The organism is Streptomyces sp. NPDC026092, assembly GCF_040638605.1.
In the GTDB taxonomy this organism is placed as follows: domain Bacteria; phylum Actinomycetota; class Actinomycetes; order Streptomycetales; family Streptomycetaceae; genus Streptomyces.
In genome coordinates this window covers 13,076-32,374 of the sequence record NZ_JBEZYN010000008.1, presented here as the reverse complement: position 1 = coordinate 32,374, position 19,299 = coordinate 13,076, and the positions used below count along the sequence as shown (strand labels likewise).

General features: G+C 71.2%; 23 protein-coding genes. 12 read left to right on the top strand and 11 right to left on the bottom strand.

The genetic code is table 11. The features are described from left to right. Positions 1-82 precede the first annotated feature (82 nt). The 4 genes from AB0F56_RS15060 to AB0F56_RS15045 are packed head-to-tail and all read right to left on the bottom strand — an operon-like array spanning position 83 to position 2,272. On the bottom strand, positions 83-913 hold the full coding sequence (locus AB0F56_RS15060) for a DUF5995 family protein (protein WP_362008786.1): 831 nt from the start codon (positions 911-913) through the stop codon (positions 83-85). A gap of 23 nt (positions 914-936) precedes the next feature. Then, entirely contained in the window at positions 937-1,521 is a 585-nt protein-coding gene (locus tag AB0F56_RS15055; protein ID WP_362008784.1) for a hypothetical protein, read from the bottom strand. Between the two features lie 56 nt (positions 1,522-1,577). Beyond that, positions 1,578-1,820 (bottom strand): hypothetical protein, encoded by a 243-nt coding sequence (locus AB0F56_RS15050; protein ID WP_362009496.1) that lies wholly within the window; start codon positions 1,818-1,820, stop codon positions 1,578-1,580. 5 nt (positions 1,821-1,825) lie between these two features. Next, positions 1,826-2,272 carry a hypothetical protein gene (locus AB0F56_RS15045; RefSeq protein ID WP_362008781.1) on the bottom strand — a complete coding sequence of 149 codons (447 nt, stop codon included), beginning with the start codon at positions 2,270-2,272 and terminating at the stop codon, positions 1,826-1,828. An 84-nt stretch (positions 2,273-2,356) separates the two neighbouring features. Between AB0F56_RS15045 and AB0F56_RS15040 the strand changes: the two genes are divergently transcribed. Both AB0F56_RS15040 and AB0F56_RS15035 read left to right on the top strand, forming a co-directional pair. Beyond that, entirely contained in the window at positions 2,357-2,698 is a 342-nt protein-coding gene (locus AB0F56_RS15040; RefSeq protein ID WP_362008778.1) for a helix-turn-helix transcriptional regulator, read from the top strand. Continuing rightward, positions 2,695-3,360, top strand: a complete 666-nt coding sequence (locus AB0F56_RS15035; protein WP_362008776.1) for a permease prefix domain 1-containing protein — start codon at positions 2,695-2,697, stop codon at positions 3,358-3,360. The genes AB0F56_RS15040 and AB0F56_RS15035 overlap by 4 nt, the downstream gene beginning before the upstream one ends. Before the next feature lie 16 nt (positions 3,361-3,376). On the opposite strand, the gene AB0F56_RS15030 is transcribed toward AB0F56_RS15035, so the two are convergent. After that, positions 3,377-4,747, bottom strand: coding sequence for a cytochrome P450 (locus tag AB0F56_RS15030; RefSeq protein ID WP_362008774.1), 1,371 nt, complete (start codon positions 4,745-4,747; stop codon positions 3,377-3,379). Between the two features lie 144 nt (positions 4,748-4,891). Between AB0F56_RS15030 and AB0F56_RS15025 the strand changes: the two genes are divergently transcribed. The 4 genes from AB0F56_RS15025 (at position 4,892) to AB0F56_RS15010 (ending at position 6,833) form a co-directional block, all read left to right on the top strand. Then, positions 4,892-5,485, top strand: coding sequence for a cysteine hydrolase family protein (locus tag AB0F56_RS15025; RefSeq protein WP_362008772.1), 594 nt, complete (start codon positions 4,892-4,894; stop codon positions 5,483-5,485). A gap of 22 nt (positions 5,486-5,507) precedes the next feature. Next, positions 5,508-5,837, top strand: a complete 330-nt coding sequence (locus AB0F56_RS15020; RefSeq protein WP_362008770.1) for a helix-turn-helix transcriptional regulator — start codon at positions 5,508-5,510, stop codon at positions 5,835-5,837. Next, a complete protein-coding gene (locus AB0F56_RS15015) occupies positions 5,834-6,274 on the top strand; it encodes a DUF5990 family protein (RefSeq protein WP_362008768.1) in 441 nt (146 codons plus the stop codon). The genes AB0F56_RS15020 and AB0F56_RS15015 overlap by 4 nt, the downstream gene beginning before the upstream one ends. Positions 6,275-6,386: 112 nt before the next feature. Next, positions 6,387-6,833, top strand: coding sequence for an SRPBCC family protein (locus AB0F56_RS15010; protein ID WP_362008766.1), 447 nt, complete (start codon positions 6,387-6,389; stop codon positions 6,831-6,833). 14 nt (positions 6,834-6,847) lie between these two features. Here the strand turns inward: AB0F56_RS15010 and AB0F56_RS15005 are convergent, their stop codons facing one another. Next, positions 6,848-7,006 carry a hypothetical protein gene (locus tag AB0F56_RS15005; protein ID WP_362008764.1) on the bottom strand — a complete coding sequence of 53 codons (159 nt, stop codon included), beginning with the start codon at positions 7,004-7,006 and terminating at the stop codon, positions 6,848-6,850. Positions 7,007-7,026: 20 nt separating this feature from the next. Between AB0F56_RS15005 and AB0F56_RS15000 the strand changes: the two genes are divergently transcribed. Beyond that, positions 7,027-7,203, top strand: coding sequence for a hypothetical protein (locus AB0F56_RS15000; protein ID WP_362008762.1), 177 nt, complete (start codon positions 7,027-7,029; stop codon positions 7,201-7,203). 72 nt (positions 7,204-7,275) lie between these two features. After that, the gene (locus AB0F56_RS14995; RefSeq protein ID WP_362008759.1) at positions 7,276-8,202 is read left to right on the top strand and encodes an endo alpha-1,4 polygalactosaminidase; all 927 of its coding nucleotides are present in this window, start codon (positions 7,276-7,278) and stop codon (positions 8,200-8,202) included. On the opposite strand, the gene AB0F56_RS14990 is transcribed toward AB0F56_RS14995, so the two are convergent. After that, positions 8,181-8,825: an NAD(P)H-dependent oxidoreductase gene (locus AB0F56_RS14990; RefSeq protein WP_362008757.1), complete on the bottom strand. Its 645-nt coding sequence runs from the start codon at positions 8,823-8,825 to the stop codon at positions 8,181-8,183. The two genes, AB0F56_RS14995 and AB0F56_RS14990, sit on opposite strands and share 22 nt — an antisense overlap. Positions 8,826-8,925: 100 nt before the next feature. Here AB0F56_RS14990 and AB0F56_RS14985 point away from each other — a divergent pair, with 100 nt between their 5' ends. After that, on the top strand, positions 8,926-9,270 hold the full coding sequence (locus tag AB0F56_RS14985; protein ID WP_362008755.1) for a MerR family transcriptional regulator: 345 nt from the start codon (positions 8,926-8,928) through the stop codon (positions 9,268-9,270). On the opposite strand, the gene AB0F56_RS14980 is transcribed toward AB0F56_RS14985, so the two are convergent. Continuing rightward, on the bottom strand, positions 9,252-10,217 hold the full coding sequence (locus AB0F56_RS14980) for an AraC family transcriptional regulator (protein WP_362008753.1): 966 nt from the start codon (positions 10,215-10,217) through the stop codon (positions 9,252-9,254). The genes AB0F56_RS14985 and AB0F56_RS14980 overlap by 19 nt on opposite strands. A gap of 100 nt (positions 10,218-10,317) precedes the next feature. Here AB0F56_RS14980 and AB0F56_RS14975 point away from each other — a divergent pair, with 100 nt between their 5' ends. After that, positions 10,318-11,217 carry an MBL fold metallo-hydrolase gene (locus AB0F56_RS14975; protein WP_362008751.1) on the top strand — a complete coding sequence of 300 codons (900 nt, stop codon included), beginning with the start codon at positions 10,318-10,320 and terminating at the stop codon, positions 11,215-11,217. A gap of 6 nt (positions 11,218-11,223) precedes the next feature. Here the strand turns inward: AB0F56_RS14975 and AB0F56_RS14970 are convergent, their stop codons facing one another. Continuing rightward, complete coding sequence (locus tag AB0F56_RS14970) at positions 11,224-14,310, bottom strand: glycoside hydrolase family 3 N-terminal domain-containing protein (RefSeq protein ID WP_362008748.1); 3,087 nt, start codon at positions 14,308-14,310, stop codon at positions 11,224-11,226. Between the two features lie 126 nt (positions 14,311-14,436). Next, positions 14,437-15,426: a LacI family DNA-binding transcriptional regulator gene (locus tag AB0F56_RS14965; protein ID WP_362008745.1), complete on the bottom strand. Its 990-nt coding sequence runs from the start codon at positions 15,424-15,426 to the stop codon at positions 14,437-14,439. Positions 15,427-15,691: 265 nt separating this feature from the next. Between AB0F56_RS14965 and AB0F56_RS14960 the strand changes: the two genes are divergently transcribed. Together AB0F56_RS14960 and AB0F56_RS14955 are read left to right on the top strand one after the other, a co-directional pair. Then, positions 15,692-17,617, top strand: coding sequence for a ricin-type beta-trefoil lectin domain protein (locus AB0F56_RS14960; protein ID WP_362009493.1), 1,926 nt, complete (start codon positions 15,692-15,694; stop codon positions 17,615-17,617). Between the two features lie 43 nt (positions 17,618-17,660). Next, the gene (locus tag AB0F56_RS14955) at positions 17,661-18,449 is read left to right on the top strand and encodes a hypothetical protein (RefSeq protein WP_362008743.1); all 789 of its coding nucleotides are present in this window, start codon (positions 17,661-17,663) and stop codon (positions 18,447-18,449) included. 85 nt (positions 18,450-18,534) lie between these two features. Here AB0F56_RS14955 and AB0F56_RS14950 read toward each other — a convergent pair whose 3' ends face one another. Further along, positions 18,535-19,197, bottom strand: coding sequence for a Tat pathway signal sequence domain protein (locus AB0F56_RS14950; RefSeq protein WP_362008740.1), 663 nt, complete (start codon positions 19,195-19,197; stop codon positions 18,535-18,537). Positions 19,198-19,299: the final 102 nt, after the last annotated feature.

The window sequence follows — 19,299 nt, the reverse complement described above, 5'->3', positions numbered from 1 at the left end:
CACCAGCCAACACCATGCCCGGCCAGGGCCTGTTGCGAGGGGATCTTGTTCGTTGACGATTACGTCTCGTGGGGCTTGGTGATTACGCGAGGGGTGTACCCGCTGCGGGCCAATGCCGGCGGTCGGGAATCAATCTGCGCAGGATCCACAAGCCGGCGCGCAGCGTCCGGTTGCCGGGGGAGCGGATTTCGGAGATGAGCGCGGCGGTGCTCCTGCCGATCGACTGCGTCGCATCCTCGGTCGAATCCGGGTCCAGGAGTCTGTCGCAGTTGAACCAGGCCAAGCCCCGTGCGACCCGGATCCCGTAATTGGTCAACAGTTCGTCGCTACGGGTGAACAGCTTGTCCAGAGAGCTGAGTCCACGCATGTACCTGGAGGAAAGGTCGTCCTGGACCTCGTCGATACAGGACGCCAGCACGGCGTTCATGTGGTGGAAGTCGGCGATGTGTCTGCGGTCGCCCGTGGATGTCGCCATGCGCCGCAATGCCGCCGGCAAGTCGTAGGACATGTGCGCCATCATGGAAAAGAGCACGTCTTCCAGCAGGTAGGAGCGCCGGACGCTCGAAGCGGCGAAGACGTCTCGCCACGGTTGAGGGATGGAATCCGGCAGATCGCTGGGCCGAACTTCGTCCGAGGCCCCAGCGGATCGCCCTGCCAGCCATGCGTCGATGCTGTCCATCGCGCTGAAGTAGGCCGATGCGAGCGTCTCGCACAACTCGGCGACCCATGGCGGGTCCTTGAACGCGGGGCTGCCGGTGTCCAAGGCTGTGGCGAGCGTCGTCGTGAGGCGGTAGTAGGTGTAGGCGAACGCGGCCCGGCGATCGCGTGTGGTGTCGTACTGCCTGACCCGGTCGGCAAGCAGTCCGGCGACCCGGGTGACCTTTTCGGCGGGAAGCATGAACTCGGCGGTCATCGGGAGTCTGTTCCAGCCGCTCGCTAAGCCGGCGCGCTGATCAGGCGGGTTTCCTCGGTCACCCTGCCCCAGTCGCACAGCAATTCCGCGAAGAGGCTCTGACGGTCGGCCGCGACTTGGTAGTCCGCGGTCCAAGGAGTTCCGAGCAACGGCATGAGGTACGTCGCGGCCATCCCTTCGTCGCGAATTTCCGCGGAGTAGGTGAAGGTCCGCGTGAGCAGGCCCGGCACAGGGCCGAGCCTCTCCTTCCCGTTCACGGTGACTCCGATTCCGTCACTGTGCAGTACGTACTCTTCTTCCAAGAGGTACAGGGTCATGCCGAACTTGGAGATCTTGACCACGTTGTCGGCCACGCCGAACTCGCCCTCGTGCGGCTTCGCCACGATCGTCGACTCCTGCCGCGGCGCGCCGGTGAGCCGCTCGACGGTGTGCATGGCGGCCGCGAGCAGCTTGTTCATCAACCCGATGTCGCTGCGCAGGAGACGACGCCAATCGGTGACGCGGAAGGTGGCGATTCCCTGCCAGATGCCGGTCCCGATGTCGAAGTAATAGACGTGATTGGGCGCGTTCGTGCGGGTGCGAGGAATGCCCTCAGGCTCCATTGTCACGTTGCGTAGCATATCATCACTCCCTGTGAGAGATGGTTCTGAGTGGCTCGGCTGCTCTAAGCGGCTTGATGGCCGCCCTTCAGTCGGCGCAGGGCCAGGAGTCCGCCGACGCCGGGGATGACGGCGAGCCATCGTGTGCCCGGCGCCGGCCAGGCGGCCGCGATGGTGACGAGGTACGCCGTGCCGTGCAGCGGGCCGACGAGTGACGCGATCGCGGGCGTGTGGGTCGTGAGCAGGTTGGCCAGGAGGGCCACCAGGGAGGCCGCCTCCACGGCGGCTGCGATACGCAGGGTGCGCACAGTCGTCACGCTCCCGTGGTCGAGCCGGGGCGGACGATCATGAGGACGACGACGACCGCCCAGAGGATGTTGAAGACCCCCGTGAGCATGGCCAGGCGCGAGGCGGTCGAGCGCGAGGCGCCGGTCGTGTCCCCGTCGCCTTCGCCGCCGTTCAGGAGGAGTCGCTGGCCGGGCAGTATCGCCAGCGCCAGGACGGCCGCGGCGATCGCCGTGAGCGCCAGCGATGTCAGCAGCCAGGCGTCGGTGAGGACGCCCAGCTGGAGCGCGGTCGCGAGGCCGAAGACCGGGACGGCGACACCGGCGACGGCGTACCCGCGGCAGATCCGGTGCAGCAGCGCGGCCACCGGCGAGTCCTGGCGCGCGTAACGGGGGAAGAGTGACGCGGCCACGGTGATCGGTCCGACCACCAGGATCGCCGCGAGGACATGTACGGACAGCAGCAGCTTGGTCACCGCAGGCCTCTTCAGTCGAGTGAGCGTATGTGTTGGCTGCCAATAGATAGCATGTCTACTCCTCCGTGTGTAGGCTGCCTACTCATGAGGGCGGATGCGGTGCGAGGGCACCTCGACGGACTGCTGCTTGCCGTACTGGAGCAAGGGCCGCTGCACGGATACGCGATCATCACCGCGGTCCAGCAGCGCAGCGGAGGCGTACTCGACCTGCGCACGGGCACGATCTACCCGGCGCTCAACCGGCTGGAGCGGATCGGGCTGCTGAGCAGCAGCTGGGACGCGGTCGGCGAGCGCCGCCGGCGCTGCTACGAACTCACCGACGCGGGCCGCGAGGGCCTCGCGGGGGAGCGGGCGGCCTGGCACGAGTTCACGGCGGCCATCGGCTCGGTCCTGAACCCGGCCGTCCGCCCCGGACCCGCGACATGAGCGCAGCCGCGGACCCCACCGGCCCGACTGACCCCGTCGACGCCTACGTCGCGGAACTCCGGAGCGCCCTCCACGGCCCGCCCAAGGCCACCGCGCGCCTCGTCGAGGAAGTGCGCGGCGGGCTCATCGACACCGCCGAGGCCCTGATCAATGAAGGGGCCGGCTACGAGGAAGCCGTCCAGGAGGCGGTACGGGAGTTCGGCAGCCCCGCCGAGCTCGCACCCTCGTGCCAGCGTGAACTGACGGTCGCCCAGGCCCGCCACACGGCCCGCTCCGTCGTCCTCGTCGCTCCGCTGCTGCTCGCCTGCTGGTACGCGCTCCTCACCACGGGAACCGGCCAGGACGGACTGCTTGCCGGTACGGCCCAGTCCCTGGCCGCCGTCGCGGGCGTCGCCGCTCTGCTCGCCGCGACCGCCCTCGCCGCCACCGGCCCGCTCGCGCGTCACGTATGGGTCCCGCACCGACTGCCGCTCCTGGTCGCCTGGACGGGCACCACGGCCAGTGTGTCGATGGCCGTGGCGACCCTCTCCCTGGCCGTCGCCGCCTTCACGACCGCCGCCTGGCCCCTGATCGCGACCGCCTGCACCCTCGCCGCCGCCTCGCACGCGCTGACCGCGCCCTCCGCCCGCGCCTGCCGGCGCTGCGCCAAGCTGCCCGTCTGACCGCTGACCGAGCTCCCTATGGAGCGACGCTCACCCGCACTTCGAGAGGTGCCCGGAACGAGAGCAGGTCCAGGACCGGCGGAAGCGGCGCGCCCGGGGTCGGGCGAAGACCGGGGAGTCGGCGGGCCGCCGCGCGCAGCGCGACAGCGGCCTCCGTCCGCGCGAGGGACGCGCCCGGGCAGCGGTGGCGCCCGGCGCCGAAGGACAGATGGTGGCGGACGTTCTCGCGGGAGGGAAGCATCTGCTCCGGGGCGTCGAAGACCTCCCGGTCGGAGCCGCTGCCCAGGAGCATCAGCAGCAGCTCGGCCCGGGCGGGGAGCCGTACGCCGCCCAGTTCCACCGGCGCCGCCGTCACTCGCCGCCAGGTCGTCACGGGCGGTTCGCGGCGCAGCACCTCCTCGACCCAGGCCTCGGCCAGGCCCTCCTCGTGCGCCAGACGCCGCCACAGGCCGGGTTCGGCCAGCGCGCCCCGAAGCACCGTGGCGATGAGCTGGCCGGTCGTGGACTGCCCGGCGATGAAGACGAAGAAGCACGCGCCGACCGCCGTCGCCACGTCCACCGGCTCGCCGTCCGGCAGCCGGTGGCGGGCCAGCGCGCCGACGAAACTGTCCGGCGGGGCGGTCCGGTCGGTCACGACCGAGGTCAGCCACTGATGGAACTCGCCGACCAGCTCGGCCAGTTCGAGCTGCCGCTCCGGCGTCGGGCGTCCGTAGAACAGCTCGAGGGAGGCGTCGCTCCAGCGCACCAGGGTCGCGGGGGCCAGACCGTCGATGCCGAGCAGCTCCATCATGACCCGGCAGGGGAGCGTGTGCGCGAAGGTGCCGAAGAGGTCGCTGTCGCCCTGACCGTCGAGCTCCGCCCGTACGGAGTTCAGGAGTTCGCCCGCGACCCGCTCGATGACGGGCACCGCCGCCGCGACCCGCTGGGCGTTGAAGAACCGCGTGACGATGCGCCGCAGCCCCGCGTGGCTCTCGGTCGCGTTGTTGGCGAGGGCGGGCCGCAGCCGGAAGCCCGCGCGGGCCAGGAGCCGGAGCGCCGGCACGCTCAACGGGGTGACCGCGTGCTGGGCGTTGTCCGGCCGGAACGCCTCCGGGTCGAGCAGCACCCGGCGGATGTCCTCGTACCGGCTGACCAGCCAGAGCCCGGTGGTGGCGTCGCGATGGACGGGCGCCTGGTCCCGCAGCGCGTCGAGCCACGGGTACGGGTCGCGGACGAAGTCCTCCCCGAACACGTCCAGCTGATCGAGGAGCGGGAGCGGAGAGCCCTCGGCGCCGGTCGTCCCACCGTGCGGAGTCGTCCCTCCGTACGAAGTCGTCCCACCGTACGGACAGGAGTCGGCGGGAGCCGTCGCGGAAGCGGGCCCCGGCCCGCCGGGGGCGGATGTCACGCTCGCGGACGCTAGCATGCGGCACTGCCCCTACCGGTCGGTCTGTGCGCCGGATCACGCCTGGCCGGGCGCCCTCCAAGCGTCGACCAAAGCCCCCGCGAAATCCTGTGGAGGCGCCCCCGCGCGGCCGGACAGGATGACACCATGACCCTTCGCGCGCACCCCGCAGAAGCCCTGCTCGTCGTGGACGTCCAGACGGCCTTCGTCACCGGCCCCGGCGCCGTACCGGACGCCGGCCGCCTCCTGGACCGTACGGCCGCCCTGATCGCCCGGGCGCGCGAGGCCGGCGCCCTCGTCGTCCACGTGCAGAACGACGGCCCGCCCGGCGCGGACTGCGCACCCCACACCCCCGGCTGGGAACTCCACCACCGCGTCGAGCCCGGCCCCACCGAGGTGGTGATCCGCAAGGTCCGGGACGACAGCTTCGCGGGGACCCCACTGAGCGGCCTGCTCGCCGACGCGGGCGTACGCTCGCTCGCCGTCTGCGGAATGATGTCCGAGATGTGCGTCCAGGCGACCGCCCGCACGGCCCTGGAGCTCGGCTACCGCGTCGTCCTGCCGCACGACGCCCACGCCACGCACGACATCCCGGCCGCCCCCGGAATCGCCGACCCGGTCCCCGCCACCACGGTCTCCCGCGTCGCCGCCTGGGCACTCAGCCGCGAGGCCGACACCACCACCCCCGCCTCCGCCGTCACGTTCACCGCCCCGGCTCACCAGGTGGGTGCCCTACGATGACCGCGGGAGGTCGAGACAGCCGATGGTGACACCACAACGCAGCGGGCAGGACCGGGTCCCGCCCCACCCGGACCTCCGCACGATCGGCCTCCAGCAGGTGCTGGAAGCCCTCGTCGATCCCGTCCGCCGGCAGATCGTCAGCGTGCTGCACGCCGCGGACCAGGACCTGAACTGCGGAGCCATCGACCTCCCGGTCAGCAAGTCCACGGCCACGCACCACTTCCACGTGCTGCGCGAGGCCGGTCTCATTAGGCAGCACTACGTCGGCACCTCCCGGATGAACGGGCTGCGCCGCGAGGAGTTCGAGGAGGCCTTCCCCGGCCTTCTCCAGGCCGTGGTGGGCAAGGAATGAGGGCCGCCGCCGGGACACCGCTCGCGCTGCGCATCGTCGGCGGCGAGCTGCCGGGGCGCTCCTGCGGCACGTTCGAGGACGTCCACGTCGCCGTGCAGCGCGGACGCGACCCGGACGGCGCGGTGCCGGGGGACGCGGCCGAGGCGGTGTGGGAGTTCACCGTGGACACGGTGCTCGCACCGGACGGCACGCGGGACTTCCGCGGGCCGTACGTCCACGGCAAGCGCGGCGCGCGGTTCCTCTACCTCACGTGGGGCGAGTGGCCCCCGGGCGGCGCGTTCACGATGTTCCGCCGGGCCAAGCTCTTCCTCGACGACCTGCCCGCGACCGCCGTCGACCGGGGCGCGGCCGAGGGGCGGCTCGGCCTCACCGACGCCCACGGCCTGCCGCTCTGCGCCGCAGTACGCCCGCCCCGCATCGAGTGGACGGTGGGCTGAGACCGACGAGCCGCTGAGCCCCCGTCACCCGACCGGCGCTTGCCGGAGCGCGGCGCGGGGTTCTCGCCCGTACGATCGCCGCACGGCAGCCAAGACTCCAGGGAGTGGGCTCATGTCCGGACAGTTCGAGGCGACGACGGACGTCGACCGCCCCATCGACGAGGTCTTCGCGTTCCTCGCCGACGGCCGCAACGACCCGAAGTTCAGCCCCCGCGTGCAGAAGATCGAACGCGTCCCGGACACCCCGACGGCCGTCGGAACCGTCTTCCGCAGCACGGTGAAGGACGCCGGGATGACGACCTCCCGCGAGTTCCGCATCACCGAGTTCGAAGCGCCGCACCGGATCCGCTGGGCCGAGATCTCCAAGAACATCGTCAAGGCCCGCGAGGGCGGCTACGACCTCGAACCCCTGCCGACGGGCGGCACCAGGGTCAGGATCCACAACGTCCTGGAGGGCCACGGCATCGGCAAGCTCCTCGTCGGCCTCGCCCTGTCCGCCGCCCGCAAGGACGCCGACGCGTTCGGCCGCCGCATCAAGGCGGCGGCCGAAGCGTCGTAGACACCCGGGTCAGGTCAGGGCGTGACGGGGACGTTCGTCAGGCCGCTGCCCGCGTTCGTGACCGTGTTGGACGCGTGGACGACGTTCGGGTTCGCGCTGCACTTCGACGTCGACGTGATCTTGACGGCGTAGGCACCCACCCCACCGACGTCGGAGCCGGAACCGTCCTCCACACGGACGGCGGCGGCCGCCTGTGAGCACCGAAGGCCTGCGGCTCGCCCGGACCGTGACCGCCGAGGGCCACGCCGGCTGGTTCCTGGGAACGGCGCGCGGAGTTCGCGTCCCACGCCTACAACGGCCGGGTCGGCTCGTCTTCGTCACCGTCGAGTTCCTGAGGGGCGCCAACCGGCCCCTCCCGCTGGAACCCTGACGGGCCGCGCGCCCGAAGGCCGCCGACGGGGCCGTACGGTAGGTCTGCACGTACCGTACGCGCCCCGCCGCCGTGGCTGAAAGGCCCCGGCACACGGCGCTCGACGACCTGGAGCCCCGTACAGTGAGCGCCCGCCGACCCCGCACCCTCCGCGTCGCCGTCTCGACCCTGACCCTGGCCGGCGTCCTCGCCGCCACGGCGGTCGGATGCGGGGTGCCCGGTGACGGCGAGGGCGGTGGCGACTCGGCCCCGTCCTCCCCGCCGCCTTCCTCCGCGCGCGCGGTCGTCCCGCCCGAGCCCCACGTCGGCTTCGACTACCAGATCGGCGGACCGTACCCGCCGCCCCCCGGAGTCGGCGCGGTCTCCCGCGACCGGACGGCGAAGCCGACGGAGGGGCTCTACAACATCTGCTACGTCAACGCCTTCCAGGCCCAGCCGGACGCCACGGACTGGTGGCAGAAGAACCACCCCGACCTGCTCCTGAAGAACGCCGACGGAGTGCCGGTCATGGACCAGGACTGGGACGAGGCCCTCTTCGACATCTCCACACCGGACAAGCGCGAGCGGCTCGCCGACGTCGTCGGCGAGTGGATCGACGGCTGCGCGGCCGCCGGCTTCCAGGCCGTGGAGGCCGACAACCTCGACTCCCACGAACGCTCCGAAGGCCGCCTCACCCCCGAACACGACCTGGCCTTCGCCGAGCTCCTGGTCGCCCGCGCCCACAAGGCGGGACTCGCGATCGGGCAGAAGAACGCCGCCGAACTCGCCCAGCGCGGCCGCGCCCTCGGCTTCGACTTCGCGGTCGCCGAGGAGTGCGGCCAGTACGACGAATGCGGCCCGTACGCGACCGCCTTCGACAACCGCGTCCTCGTCATCGAGTACGAAACCCAGGGCCTCGCGCGCGCCTGCGAGCGCTGGGGCGCCACCCTCTCCGTCGTCCTGCGCGACACCGACGTACGGCCCGCCGGCGAGACCGGCTACGTCCGCGCGACCTGCTGAGCGTCACTCGGCTCGTCCTCCTCGAACGGGAACCGGGCGAGAGGGGCGTCCCGCTGGAAGAACGTCTTGGCGCGGACGAGTGCCTCGGTGTCCGCTCGCACCCGCCCCGGCCGCGAACCGGTGCCGTGCAACACACCGCCGAAGCGCATCCCCATGTACGCGGCCGAGAAGCGGAGCGTCGTCTCCAGCCCACTGGCGACGACGGCCTCGCTGTGCGCCATCGCGCTCACACCCCACAGCGTCCGGCCCGCCATCCGCTGCTTGAAGTCCGAGCCGGGCACGTTCAGCCAGCCCGACCAGTAGTCGAGGTAGCGCTTGGTCTGGGCGGAGAGGGTGTACCAGTACAGCGGTGAGGCGAGGACGACGTCCGTCGCCGCCAGCGTGGCACGCCGCAGCGCCTCCTCGTTCTCGCCGACCGGCCAGCCCTCGCCCTCGTGCCTGCCGTCCTGGAAGTCGGGCAGCGGAAGCTGTGACAGATCCACCCAGTTCCGTGTGACGCCCTCCGGCAACTGCTCGGCCGCGGCGCGCGCGAGTATCTCCGTGTTGCCGTCCGGCCGGGAACTCCCGAGGACGAAGAGGAACGAGCGGTCACGGTCCTGATCGACCGGGGGCAGAGAGGTCATGGCGGTCTCCTGTGGTGCGGTGCGGAATGTCCTTCCTGGAAGGGACGTTAAGCCTTCACACCGATGCGAAGGTCAAGCACGACATGAACGGGCAGGTCACATGCTGATCGGAGAACTGTCGAGGCACACGGGCGTCAGCACGCGGCTGCTGCGCTACTACGAGGAGCAAGGCCTGCTCGAAGCCGCCCGCGGCCCGAACGGGTACCGCGACTACGCCGACGACGCCGTGACCACCGTCCGCCAGGTCCGTGCCCTGCTGCGCGCAGGCCTGTCGACGGACGTGATCAGGGAGATCCTGCCCTGTGCCCGGGGCGAACTGCCCGAGTTCAACTGGTGCGTCGACGTCCGCGCGATCCTGGACCGCGAGCTGGCCGCGGCCGACGCCCGCATCGAGGACCTCCGCCGAGGCCGCGAGGCCCTCGCGGGCTATCTGCCGAGCCCTTGATCGGCCGTGCCGGTCGTTTCCCGCTGCCGGCGGAGGTCGCGGTACCGGCCCGGTGTCGTACCGAATTCGCGGCTGAAGGCGTGCGACAGCGCGTACGGCGTTCCGTAGCCGACGCGGCGGGCGATCGCCGCCAGCGAGTCCTCGGTATCACGCAGCCGCGCGGCGGCCAGGGTCAGCCGCCACCAGGTGAGGTACGCCATCGGCGGCCGCCCGACCAGGGAGGTGAACCGCCGCGCGAGCGTGGGCCGCGACACGCCCGCCTCCGCGGCCAGCCGGTCGTTGGTCCAGGCGGCGGCGGGGTCGGCGTGCAGTGCCCGAAGGGCCGCCGCCGTCACACCGTCCCCGAGGACGGCCGACCACGCCCCGCCGCCGTCCTGGGCCACCCAGGCCCTGATCATGTAGACCAGCAGGAGGTCCACGAGGCCGGGAACGGCGATCCCCGATCCGGGCCGGTCCGCGCTCAGCTCGCCGCCCAACAGAGAGATGGCCGCGCGCAGTTCGGCCTGGTCTCCCACCCGGTGCGGCAGATGGACGACGGTCGGCAGTTCCGCGAGGAGCGGGTGGACGCGGCTGTGATCGAGGCGGTACTTGCCGCACAGAAGCTCCGCGGCGGGCGCGGACGAACCCGGCGTCCCACCGGTCCAACCGCCCGGCGTCCCACCGGTCCACCCGTCGAACGGCACCGCACGTGCGACGGTCTCCGCGTCGGCGGGGGAGTCGGCGATCACATGCCCCGTCCCGTGCGGCAGGAGCACCGCGTCGCCCACCCCGAGCGACACCGCCGGACCGTCGTCCGGCAGCAACCAGCAGCCGCCCTCGAGCACGACGTGAAATCCCGCGCCGTCGTACGGCGCGAGCCGCGCACACCAACGCCCGTTCGCCCGCACACGGTTGGACGATGCCCGCCCCATGCGTACGGTCGCGATCGCATCGCTCACCACATCCATGGAGGCAGGCTATCTGTGGTGTCAATCGTGAGACGACCACGTATTCATGGGAGCAGTACAGGCATTGAGAGGCTCAACAGGCCTCCCTAAGGTCGATTCCATGAACACCACACAGAACGCGCGGCGCATGACCCTGGGAGACGTCGAAGTCATTCGGGTCGTCGAATGGCAGGGCCCCTTCGCCCCTTCCCGAGGCCTGGTCCCGGACGCCGAGCCCGATCTTTGGCGCGCCAACGAGCAGTGGCTGGCGCCCGACCACTGGGATCCACACACGGACCAGGCCGTGATGGCGCTCCAGACCTGGGTCCTCCGCAGCGCCGGCCGGACCGTCCTCGTCGATACCGGAGTGGGCAACGGCCGTGAGCGGCCCGGCACGCCGTTCCACCACTGGCAGGGAGACTTCCTCGGTGCCCTGGCTCGCGCCGGGATCCGCCCCGAGGACGTCGACGTCGTCGTCAACACCCACATCCACGCCGACCACGTCGGCTGGAACACGACCCGGACCGACGGAGAGTGGGTCCCGACCTTCCCCCACGCCCAGTACCTCGTCCCCGCTGCCGACGACGCCTTCTTCGGCCCGGGGAACGCCGAGGGGAGCGGAAGGCAGGAACACGACCGGCTCGTGTACGAGGACAGCGTCGCGCCCGTGCACCGAGCCGGCCAAGTGGAGCTCTGGGACGGCACGTACCGCATCGACGAACACCTCACGCTGGAATCCGCGCCCGGCCACACTCCCGGCTCCGCCGTGCTGAGGCTCGCTTCGGGAGGCGACCGTGCGGTCTTCGTCGGAGATCTCCTGCACAGCCCGGTGCAGCTCCTCCGGGCCTCGTGCAACAGCTGCTTCTGCCTGGACGCGGCGGCGGCCGTCACCAGCCGCCGCCGCGTCCTCGAACGGGCCGCCGCGGAACGGGAACTGATCGTCCCCGCCCACTTCGGCGGTACCGGCATCGCGGAGGTCCGCCGCGAAGCCGGCACCCTCACGGTCGCCCGTCGGCCCTAGAGGCTGTTACGGAGCGCTGGGCGCGGCCGCCGCGTACGCGGTCCTCAGCTTCGCCACCGCGCCCGTCAGGTCTCCCGTCAGCAGCAGGTGGTCCGCCTCGGCGAACGGCTTCGCCGTCGCCTCCGTGATGTTCTGGCCGATCCTCTGCTGGACGATCGCCCGGGCCCTCGCCACCAGCTCCCTGCCCTCCGCCGACGTACCGTGCCCGAGCGCCTGGAGGACCTTGGCCGCGACGCCGATGGCCTTCAGCGCGGGCTCCCCGCCGGCCGGGGCCGGGGAGAGCGTGGTCAGCCCCCAGCCGTACGGGAACTGCGGATCGTAGGCCGCGTCCCCGACGTTGACCGGCAGCTGCGCCTCTGACTTGGGCCAGGTCACGGGGAGCTGTCCGGTGAACGGACGGAAACCGTAGAGCACGTCGGCGACGCCGTCGCCCTCCGTGCCCGGCAGCCACGACGCCACGAGCGCGTCGATCGCGCCCAGCCGGTCACCGATGAGCTGCGGGCGGCCGGACACGACCAGGACCACGCACTTCATCGCGGCGCAGACCTTGTCGACGGCCGCCTTGTCGGCGGCGGTGAGTTCCAGGTCGTGGCCGTTGCCCACATCCCCGATGCCCTCCGCGTACGGAGTCTCACCGACGACGACCACACCGACGTCGTACCCGTCCGTGGCCGTCGAGGCGTCCTTCGAGTAGGTGATCTCCGCGTCGGGCGCCGCCTTCCGCATGCCCTCCAGGATCGTCGTCCCCGTGGTCGTCCGGCCGGACGCGCCCTGCCAGCTGATGGTCCAGCCGCCCGCCTGGTTGCCGAGGTCGTCGGCGTTGGACCCGGCGACGTACACCTTCCGGTCCTTCGCCAGCGGCAGCAGTCCGCCCTCGTTCTTCAACAGCACCTGGGACTTGGCGACCGCCTCGCGCGCCACCGCGCGGTGCGCGGGGGAGCCGATCTCGGAGAGGTGCGAGGTGTCCGCGTACGGCTGCTCGAACAGGCCGAGCCTGAACTTCTGCGTCAGGATCCGCGCCACCGCGTCGTCGATCCGCGCCTGGCCGATCCGCCCGGCCGTCACCTCGTCCTTCAAGGTCCGCGTGAAGCCCTGGTAGTTCGTCGGCACCATGATCATGTCGAGCCCGGCGTTGACGGACGTCCGCACATCGCTCGGGTAGTCGCCGGGGATCTGGTCGATCGCCTGCCAGTCGCTGATCACGAAGCCCTCGAAGCCCATGCGGTCCTTCAGGACTCCGTTGATCATCTCCGCGTGGGCGTGCATCTTCACCGGCCCCTGGTCGTCGCCCAGGATGTCGAGCGAGGAGTACGAGGGCATGACCGTGCCCGCCCCGCGCTTCACCGCCTCGGCGAACGGCGCGAGATGCACCGCCTCCAGCTCCTCGCGGGTGACCTTCGTGACGCCCTGGTCGATCGTGTACGAACCGGTGGTCGAGGAGCCGAACTCCGTACCGCCGTCGCCCACGAAGTGCTTGGCGCTGGTCAGCACCTTGTCGTCACGGTCCAGGTCCCTGCCGTCCGGCGCGCCCTGCATCCCGTTGATCACGGTCTCCATCGCGGTCACCAGGGCGGGGTCCTCGCCGAACGCCTCGTAGGAACGCCCCCAGCGCTCGTCGCGCGTGACGCACAGACACGGTGCGAAGTCCCACGGGATGCCCGTCGCCCGGACCTCCTTCGCGGTCACGGCACCGGTCCGCTCGGCGAGCTTCGGGTCACGCGCCGCGCCGAGGCCGATGTTGTGCGGCATGATCGTCGAACCGACGACGTTGTTGTGGCCGTGCACCGCGTCCACGCCGTAGATCAGCGGGATCTGGAAACGCGTGGCCTGCGCGCGCAGCTGGTAGCCGTCGATCATCTTCGCCCAGGCGGAAGGCGTGTTGGGGGAGGGCACCGACCCGCCGCCGGAGAGCAGCGAGCCGAGGTCGTAGGAGGCGATGTCGCCCGGCGACCGCAGCGCGTTGCGCTCGGCCTGCGTCATCTGGCCGGCCTTCTCCGCGAGCGACATCCGCCCGAGCAGATCCGCCACCCGCTTCTTCACCGGGAGCTTCGCGTTCAGATACGGCAGGCCGTGGGCGTTCACGACGACCACAGGCTGCTCCGCCGGGGCCTTGGCGCCCGTGACGCCAAGCGTGACCGGGATCGTCTCGGCCGACTCGGCGGAACGATCCTTCTTCGTCGCCACGACGATCGACCGGGTCGCGCCGGAGGCCGTACCGGCCGGGAAGGTCACGGAACCACTGACGGGCGTGTAGTCCGCGCCGGACTCGGCGCTGCCGCCTCCGCCGTCGGTCGTGTACGTGACGGTCACCGGCTCGGCGAGCGGGATCGAGCCCGTCGTGGCGACGGACACCTTCACCTCGGCGGTGCCGCCCTCGTCGACCGGGTGCACGGCGGCACCGGTGACGACCTTGGTGTTCAGGGCCGGCTCGGCCGTCCCGTACAGCTCGACGCCGTCCATCGCGAAGGCGCCGGGCGAGCCTGGCGGCAGCGTGAGGGCGTACCCCCACATCTCGTTCAGGCCGAGGATCTGGTCGATGCCGCCGACCGGCTGGTAGTCGGCGCGGTACTGGAACTCCGAGAACGGGATCTCGACGAGGTGCCAGCCCTCCCAGTCGTCCGTGAACGACATGGTCCACAGCTCGGACGCCTCGCCGTTCGCCCCGCCGTCCTTGAGCTCGAAGTTGACGCGTTTGCCCGAACCGGGCGGCAGGGGAGCGGTGTTCTGCCCGTACCACCAGAAGCGGATGCCCTTGTACGCGGTCCAGTCGTGGGCGGGCTTGTCGAACGCGAAGTCGTGGCTGAACCCGCCCCAGCCGCTGATGTCGTAGTCGCCTTCGAGGACCTTCGCGCCCTCGGGAGCGTCGGCACGCGCGGCGATCCGCAGCTTCGGCGGGTCGTCCGCGTCACTGCCCCACGTGAAGATGCCCTCCGCGGGCGGTCCGGCGAAGGGTATCTCCCCTTCGAACCGGTCGACGGCCACCGGCGCGGGCGCGCTCGCGGACTCGTCGGCTGCGGCGCTCGGCAGGGTCGCTCCGGCGAGGAGGGTGCCGAGCAGAGCGGTGACGGCGATCACCGCCGTAGTTCGTGGCATTGCGGCTCCTTGTACGGGACAGAGGGACGTACGGGTACGGGGGAACGGCGCACGGGAACGGCGTGCGGGGACGGCGGCGCGCGGCAGGGCAGGGTTGGCCGGGCCGGGAGTGACGGAGGTACGGGTCTAGGGGGACTGGAGTCCGGGTGCGGAGCGCCGTACGACGAGTTCGGTGGGCAGGACCACCGGTTCACGGGGGATCGGTTCGCCGCCGAGCCCGGCGAGCAGCATCCGCGCGGCGGTCTCGCCCATGCGGCGCATGGGCTGGCGGATGGTGGTCAGCGGCGGTTCGGTGTGCCGTGCCATGGGAATGTCGTCGAAGCCGACGACGGCCACGTCGTCCGGGACGCTCCGCCCGGCCTCGCGCAGCGCGCGCAGCACACCGGCCGCGATGAGGTCGTTGTGCGCGAAGACACCATCGAAGTCCCGGCCTTCGGCGAGGGCCCGCCGCACGGCGGAGAGCCCGGTCTCCTCCGTGAACTCGCCCTCGACGACCAGCTCGGTCGGCAGGACCTCGCGGAACCCTTCGAGCCGTTCCCGTACGCAGCCGAAGTGGCGGCGCCCGGTGACGACCAGCGGCCGGGTGCGGCCCGAGGCGAGCAGATGGCGTGCGGCGGCCTCGCCGCCGGCGCGATGGGTGGTGGCGACCGAGGGGAACGCCGGCTGGAGGCCCCGATCGTCGATGAGCACGACGGGCAGGCCGCGCCGGTGCATCGCCGCGATCGTGTCGAGGGTGTTCTCCGGTTCGACGACGAGGAGCCCGTCGAAAGCCCGGGCGGACACCTGACCGGCGAAGTGCCGGACGGAGTCGGCACCCCGGTTGCACGTGAAGAGCAGCAGCCCGTAGCCGGCCGCCTCGACCGTGTCGACGACGCCCTGGAGGACCTCGCCCATCCACGGCCAGGTGAGCGACGGCGTCAGCATGCCGATCGTCCGGCTGGAGCCGCGCGCCAGACCGACAGCGCCTGAGCTGGGGACATAGCCCAGCACATCGATCACTTCACGAACGCGGGCGGCGGTCGCCGAGTCCACCTCCGCCCCGGTGTTCAGGACCCGGGAGACCGTCGTCTTACTGACACCCGCCTGACGTGCGACGTCGGCGATCGTGACACGCATCGGGGCCTCCGCGTCGAGGGGACTGACATCGGTGTCGGTACCGCTTCCGGAACCGGTTCCGGCACGGTGCGGCGAGTCAACCGCCACCCCGCTCAACCGTCAAGAGTTCACGCGGTGAACGTCTCAACTCGGTTCATGAGTTCAGGATGTGAATGCGCGACACCTTGACGGCCGACCCGATGCCCAGTTCACTCTCGACGCGACCGGCCCGGCACTCGACACCGGACCCGCGGCCCCCACCCCCACCGCCGAGAAGGGCACCCACATGCTCCGTTCGACGCACCGCCGCACGCACAGCCGCCGCCACCGAATACGCCCCCACAACCGCGTCCTGAGAACCCTCCTCGCCGGCGCGCTCGCCGCGTCGGGCCTGACGGGCCTGGCCGGAATCACCGGCCTCTCCGCCGGCACGGCGCACGCCGCGGGGGAGCAGGTGAACGTCTGGCTGACCACCACCGACGACGCTGGAGGCCGCCATGTCACCCGCGGCCTCCAGCAACAGACACCGATCACCTTCCAGAGCGGCAACGGCGGCGCGGGCACCGCCCTCACCGTCGACGAGAACACCCGCTACCAGACCTTCACCGGCGGCGGCGCCTCGTTCACCGACACCGCGGCCTGGCTGATGAAGGGCTCCGGAGCCCTGTCCCAGGCGACCCGGGACGCGACGATGCGCAAGCTCTTCTCGCCGACCGAGGGCATCGGCCTGTCCTTCGTCCGCAACCCCATGGGCGGCTCGGACCTGGCCCGCTTCGGCTACACGTACAACGACCTGCCGGCCGGTCAGACCGACCCCACCCTCGCGCGGTTCTCCCTCACCCACGACCTCCAGGACGTCCTGCCGCTCACCAAGCAGGCCAAGCAGCTCAACCCGGCCCTCACCCTCGTCGCCTCACCCTGGACCGCGCCCGCCTGGATGAAGGACAGCGGTCAGCTGAACGGCGGTTGGCTGAAGGCCGAGCACTACGGCACGTACGCCGACTACTTCGTCAAGTACCTCCAGGGCTGGCGCGACCAGGGCGTTCCGGTCGACTACGTCACCGCGCAGAACGAACCGACCTGCTGCTCCGGCTACCCGTCGATGAGCTGGAACGCCTCCGGGCTCGCCTACTTCACCAAGAGCGAGCTGCTGCCGGGCCTCCAGTCCGCGGGCCTCTCCACCAAGGTCCTGGCGCACGACTGGAACTGGGACACGTACGACGCGTACGCCGCCCAGACGGTCGACGACGCCGCCGTGCGCAGCCACCCCAACTTCGGCGGAATCGCCTGGCACGGTTACGGCGGCAACGTTGCCGAGCAGACCGAGATCCACGACCGCTACCCGCAGCTGAACGCCTTCCAGACCGAGCACTCGGGCGGCACCTGGATCGCGAACCAGCAGCGCGAGGACATGATGAACATCATCGACTACACCCGGAACTGGGCGAAGTCGGTCACCAAGTGGTCCCTCGCGGTCGACCAGAACCGGGGCCCGCACAACGGCGGCTGCGGTGTCTGCGACGGCCTGATCACCGTCCACAACGGCGACTCCCGGCACGGCCAGGTCGACTACACGATCGAGTACTACACCATGGGCCACCTGACGAAGTTCGTCCGGCCCGGCGCCCACCGCATCGCCTCCACGGCAACCTCCGACGTCCCCAACGTCGCCTGGCGCAACCCCGACGGCTCGAAGGCGCTCATCGCCTACAACGACTCGACGACCGCGCGGCAGACGACCGTGAACTGGGGCGGCAGCCACTACACGTACACGCTCCCCGGCAAGACCTCCGCCACCTTCACCTGGGCGGGCACCCAGTCCGCCACGCAATCCCTGGTCGGCCTCGGCGGAGCCTGCCTCGACGTCGCGGGCGGATCCGCCGCGGACGGAACGCCGGTCCAGCTCTACCAGTGCAACGCCTCGGCGGCCCAGAACTGGACCTTCCACCCCGACGGCACGGTCCGCGCCCTCGGCAAGTGCCTCGACGTGACCGGCGGTTCGACCGCGGACGGCGCGAAGGTCCAGCTCTACACCTGCAACGGCACAGGCGCCCAGCACTGGCGCCACGAACCCTCCTCGGCCGACCTCGTGAACGTCGCCGCCGGCAAGTGCCTGGACGCCACGGACAACTCCTCCACGAACGGCACCCGCGCCCAGATCTGGTCCTGCACGGGAGCCGCCAACCAGAAATGGCGCCCGACCGTCATCTAGGCCCGCGCGGGGTTCGTGGGCGCGTGTCCTAGGGTGCGTACGCATGACCGACCGCGTACTGGAGCTCCTCCGGAGCCGCCCCGAACTCGCCGCACTGGCCGAGTTCCCCTTCAACTTCGACATCGGCCGGGCGTACCACGTGGAGGAGGTCCACCTGGCGTCCGGCGCGTCGTTGGAGGCGATCGCCGGCGACGACACCGGCGGCACGTACTTCCTCTGCGGAGGTACGGTGGTGCTCCACGCGTCCTCCGACGGGTACGCCTCGCTCCTCGCCGACTCCGTGAGCGAGGCGCTGGAGATGCTCGTACGGCTGCCGGCGTGGTGCGAGGACGTCGAGCCGGGCATGGACGAGGAGGCTCTGCTCACCGCTGTACGGCAAGGGGACGACGAAGCCCGAGAGGAGTTCGCCCCCGAGCTCGACGCCCAGCGGGCGGCGCTGATCGACGGCCTCGGCCTGCCGGACCGTCCGCTGACCGAGCTCATCGCCCTTTCGGAGTCGGCCACCCGGCGCACCGACCCGCACTACGTCCTGCTCAACTCCCAGGAACTGCGGGCGTACCAGTTGGAGAAGACCTACCGGCCGAAGCTCCGCGACCTCGTCGCCGAGGCGGAACTCGACGGCCTGCCGCCGGAGAGCCCGTTCACCTGGATCGAACTCGCCCGCCGTCAGGGCCACGTCGAGCACGCCCGTATCGCCCTCATCCGCATGCTGGACGAGGCGGGCCCGGCCCGGGAACCCCTCCGACGCATCGGAGACGCCCTGGAACTCCTGGGCGACCACGCCCAGGCGGCACGCGCCCGGTCCTACCTCGGCTCTCCGAGCCGGCCCTGACCCGCCGGAACCGTCCGGGAGCGCATGACGGGCGCTCCCGGACGGACCCTGTTGCCGTGCTACGCGTCGCGCGTCCGTCGCCCGGTCAGTTGACGAAGACGGCGGCGCCGCTCTGGGTCGTGTCCGAGACGGGGGCGTACTTCGCCGTGAAGAAGCCGTTGGCGGGGCAGGTGGCGGGCCCGCTGGCCTTGGTGAACTGCTGGTTGGCGAAGGCCAGCGAGTTGTCGGTGTTGGACGGGGTCGCCGTCAGGCCGGTCGCGCGATAGACGCAGGTCGTCAGGCCCAGGATGGTGTTGATCTTCAGCGTGGTCTGGATCGGGCCGGCGCTCCCGGCGGTCACGGTCAGCGAGCCGCCGGACGTGACGGCCGTCGTGTACGGGAGGTTGTTGACCGTGATGCTCTGCACCCCGGTCGATCCCGGGATGTTGGTCGTACAGCTGCTCAGCGTGTGCGAGTTGAGCGTCTCGGTCGCGGTGCCCGGCGCGGCCGGGTTGGCGGTGACGGTCGCGTTGAACGCCGAGGAGTTGCAGGTGATGCCGCTGTTGCCACCGGACGTGGTGGCGATCTTCGCCGTACCGCCGGAGGCGAGCGAGGCGACGAGGACGTCGCCGACCGCGACGGCCGGGCCGCTCGAGCTGCCGGTCGTCAGGACGTTGCCCGCGGCGCCGGTGGCGGTGGCCGGGTGGGTGACGGCCAGGACGGCGGCGAGGGCGGCTCCGGTGGAGACCAAGAAGGCACGCTTGTTCATGGTGGGGGTTCCTTTCGTCCCAGGGTGGGGGTGCTCGAAGAGGCTCGAAGAGCAGGGCGGAGCGAAGGGGGGATCCTGGGTCGGACCGATCCGGCGCCACGG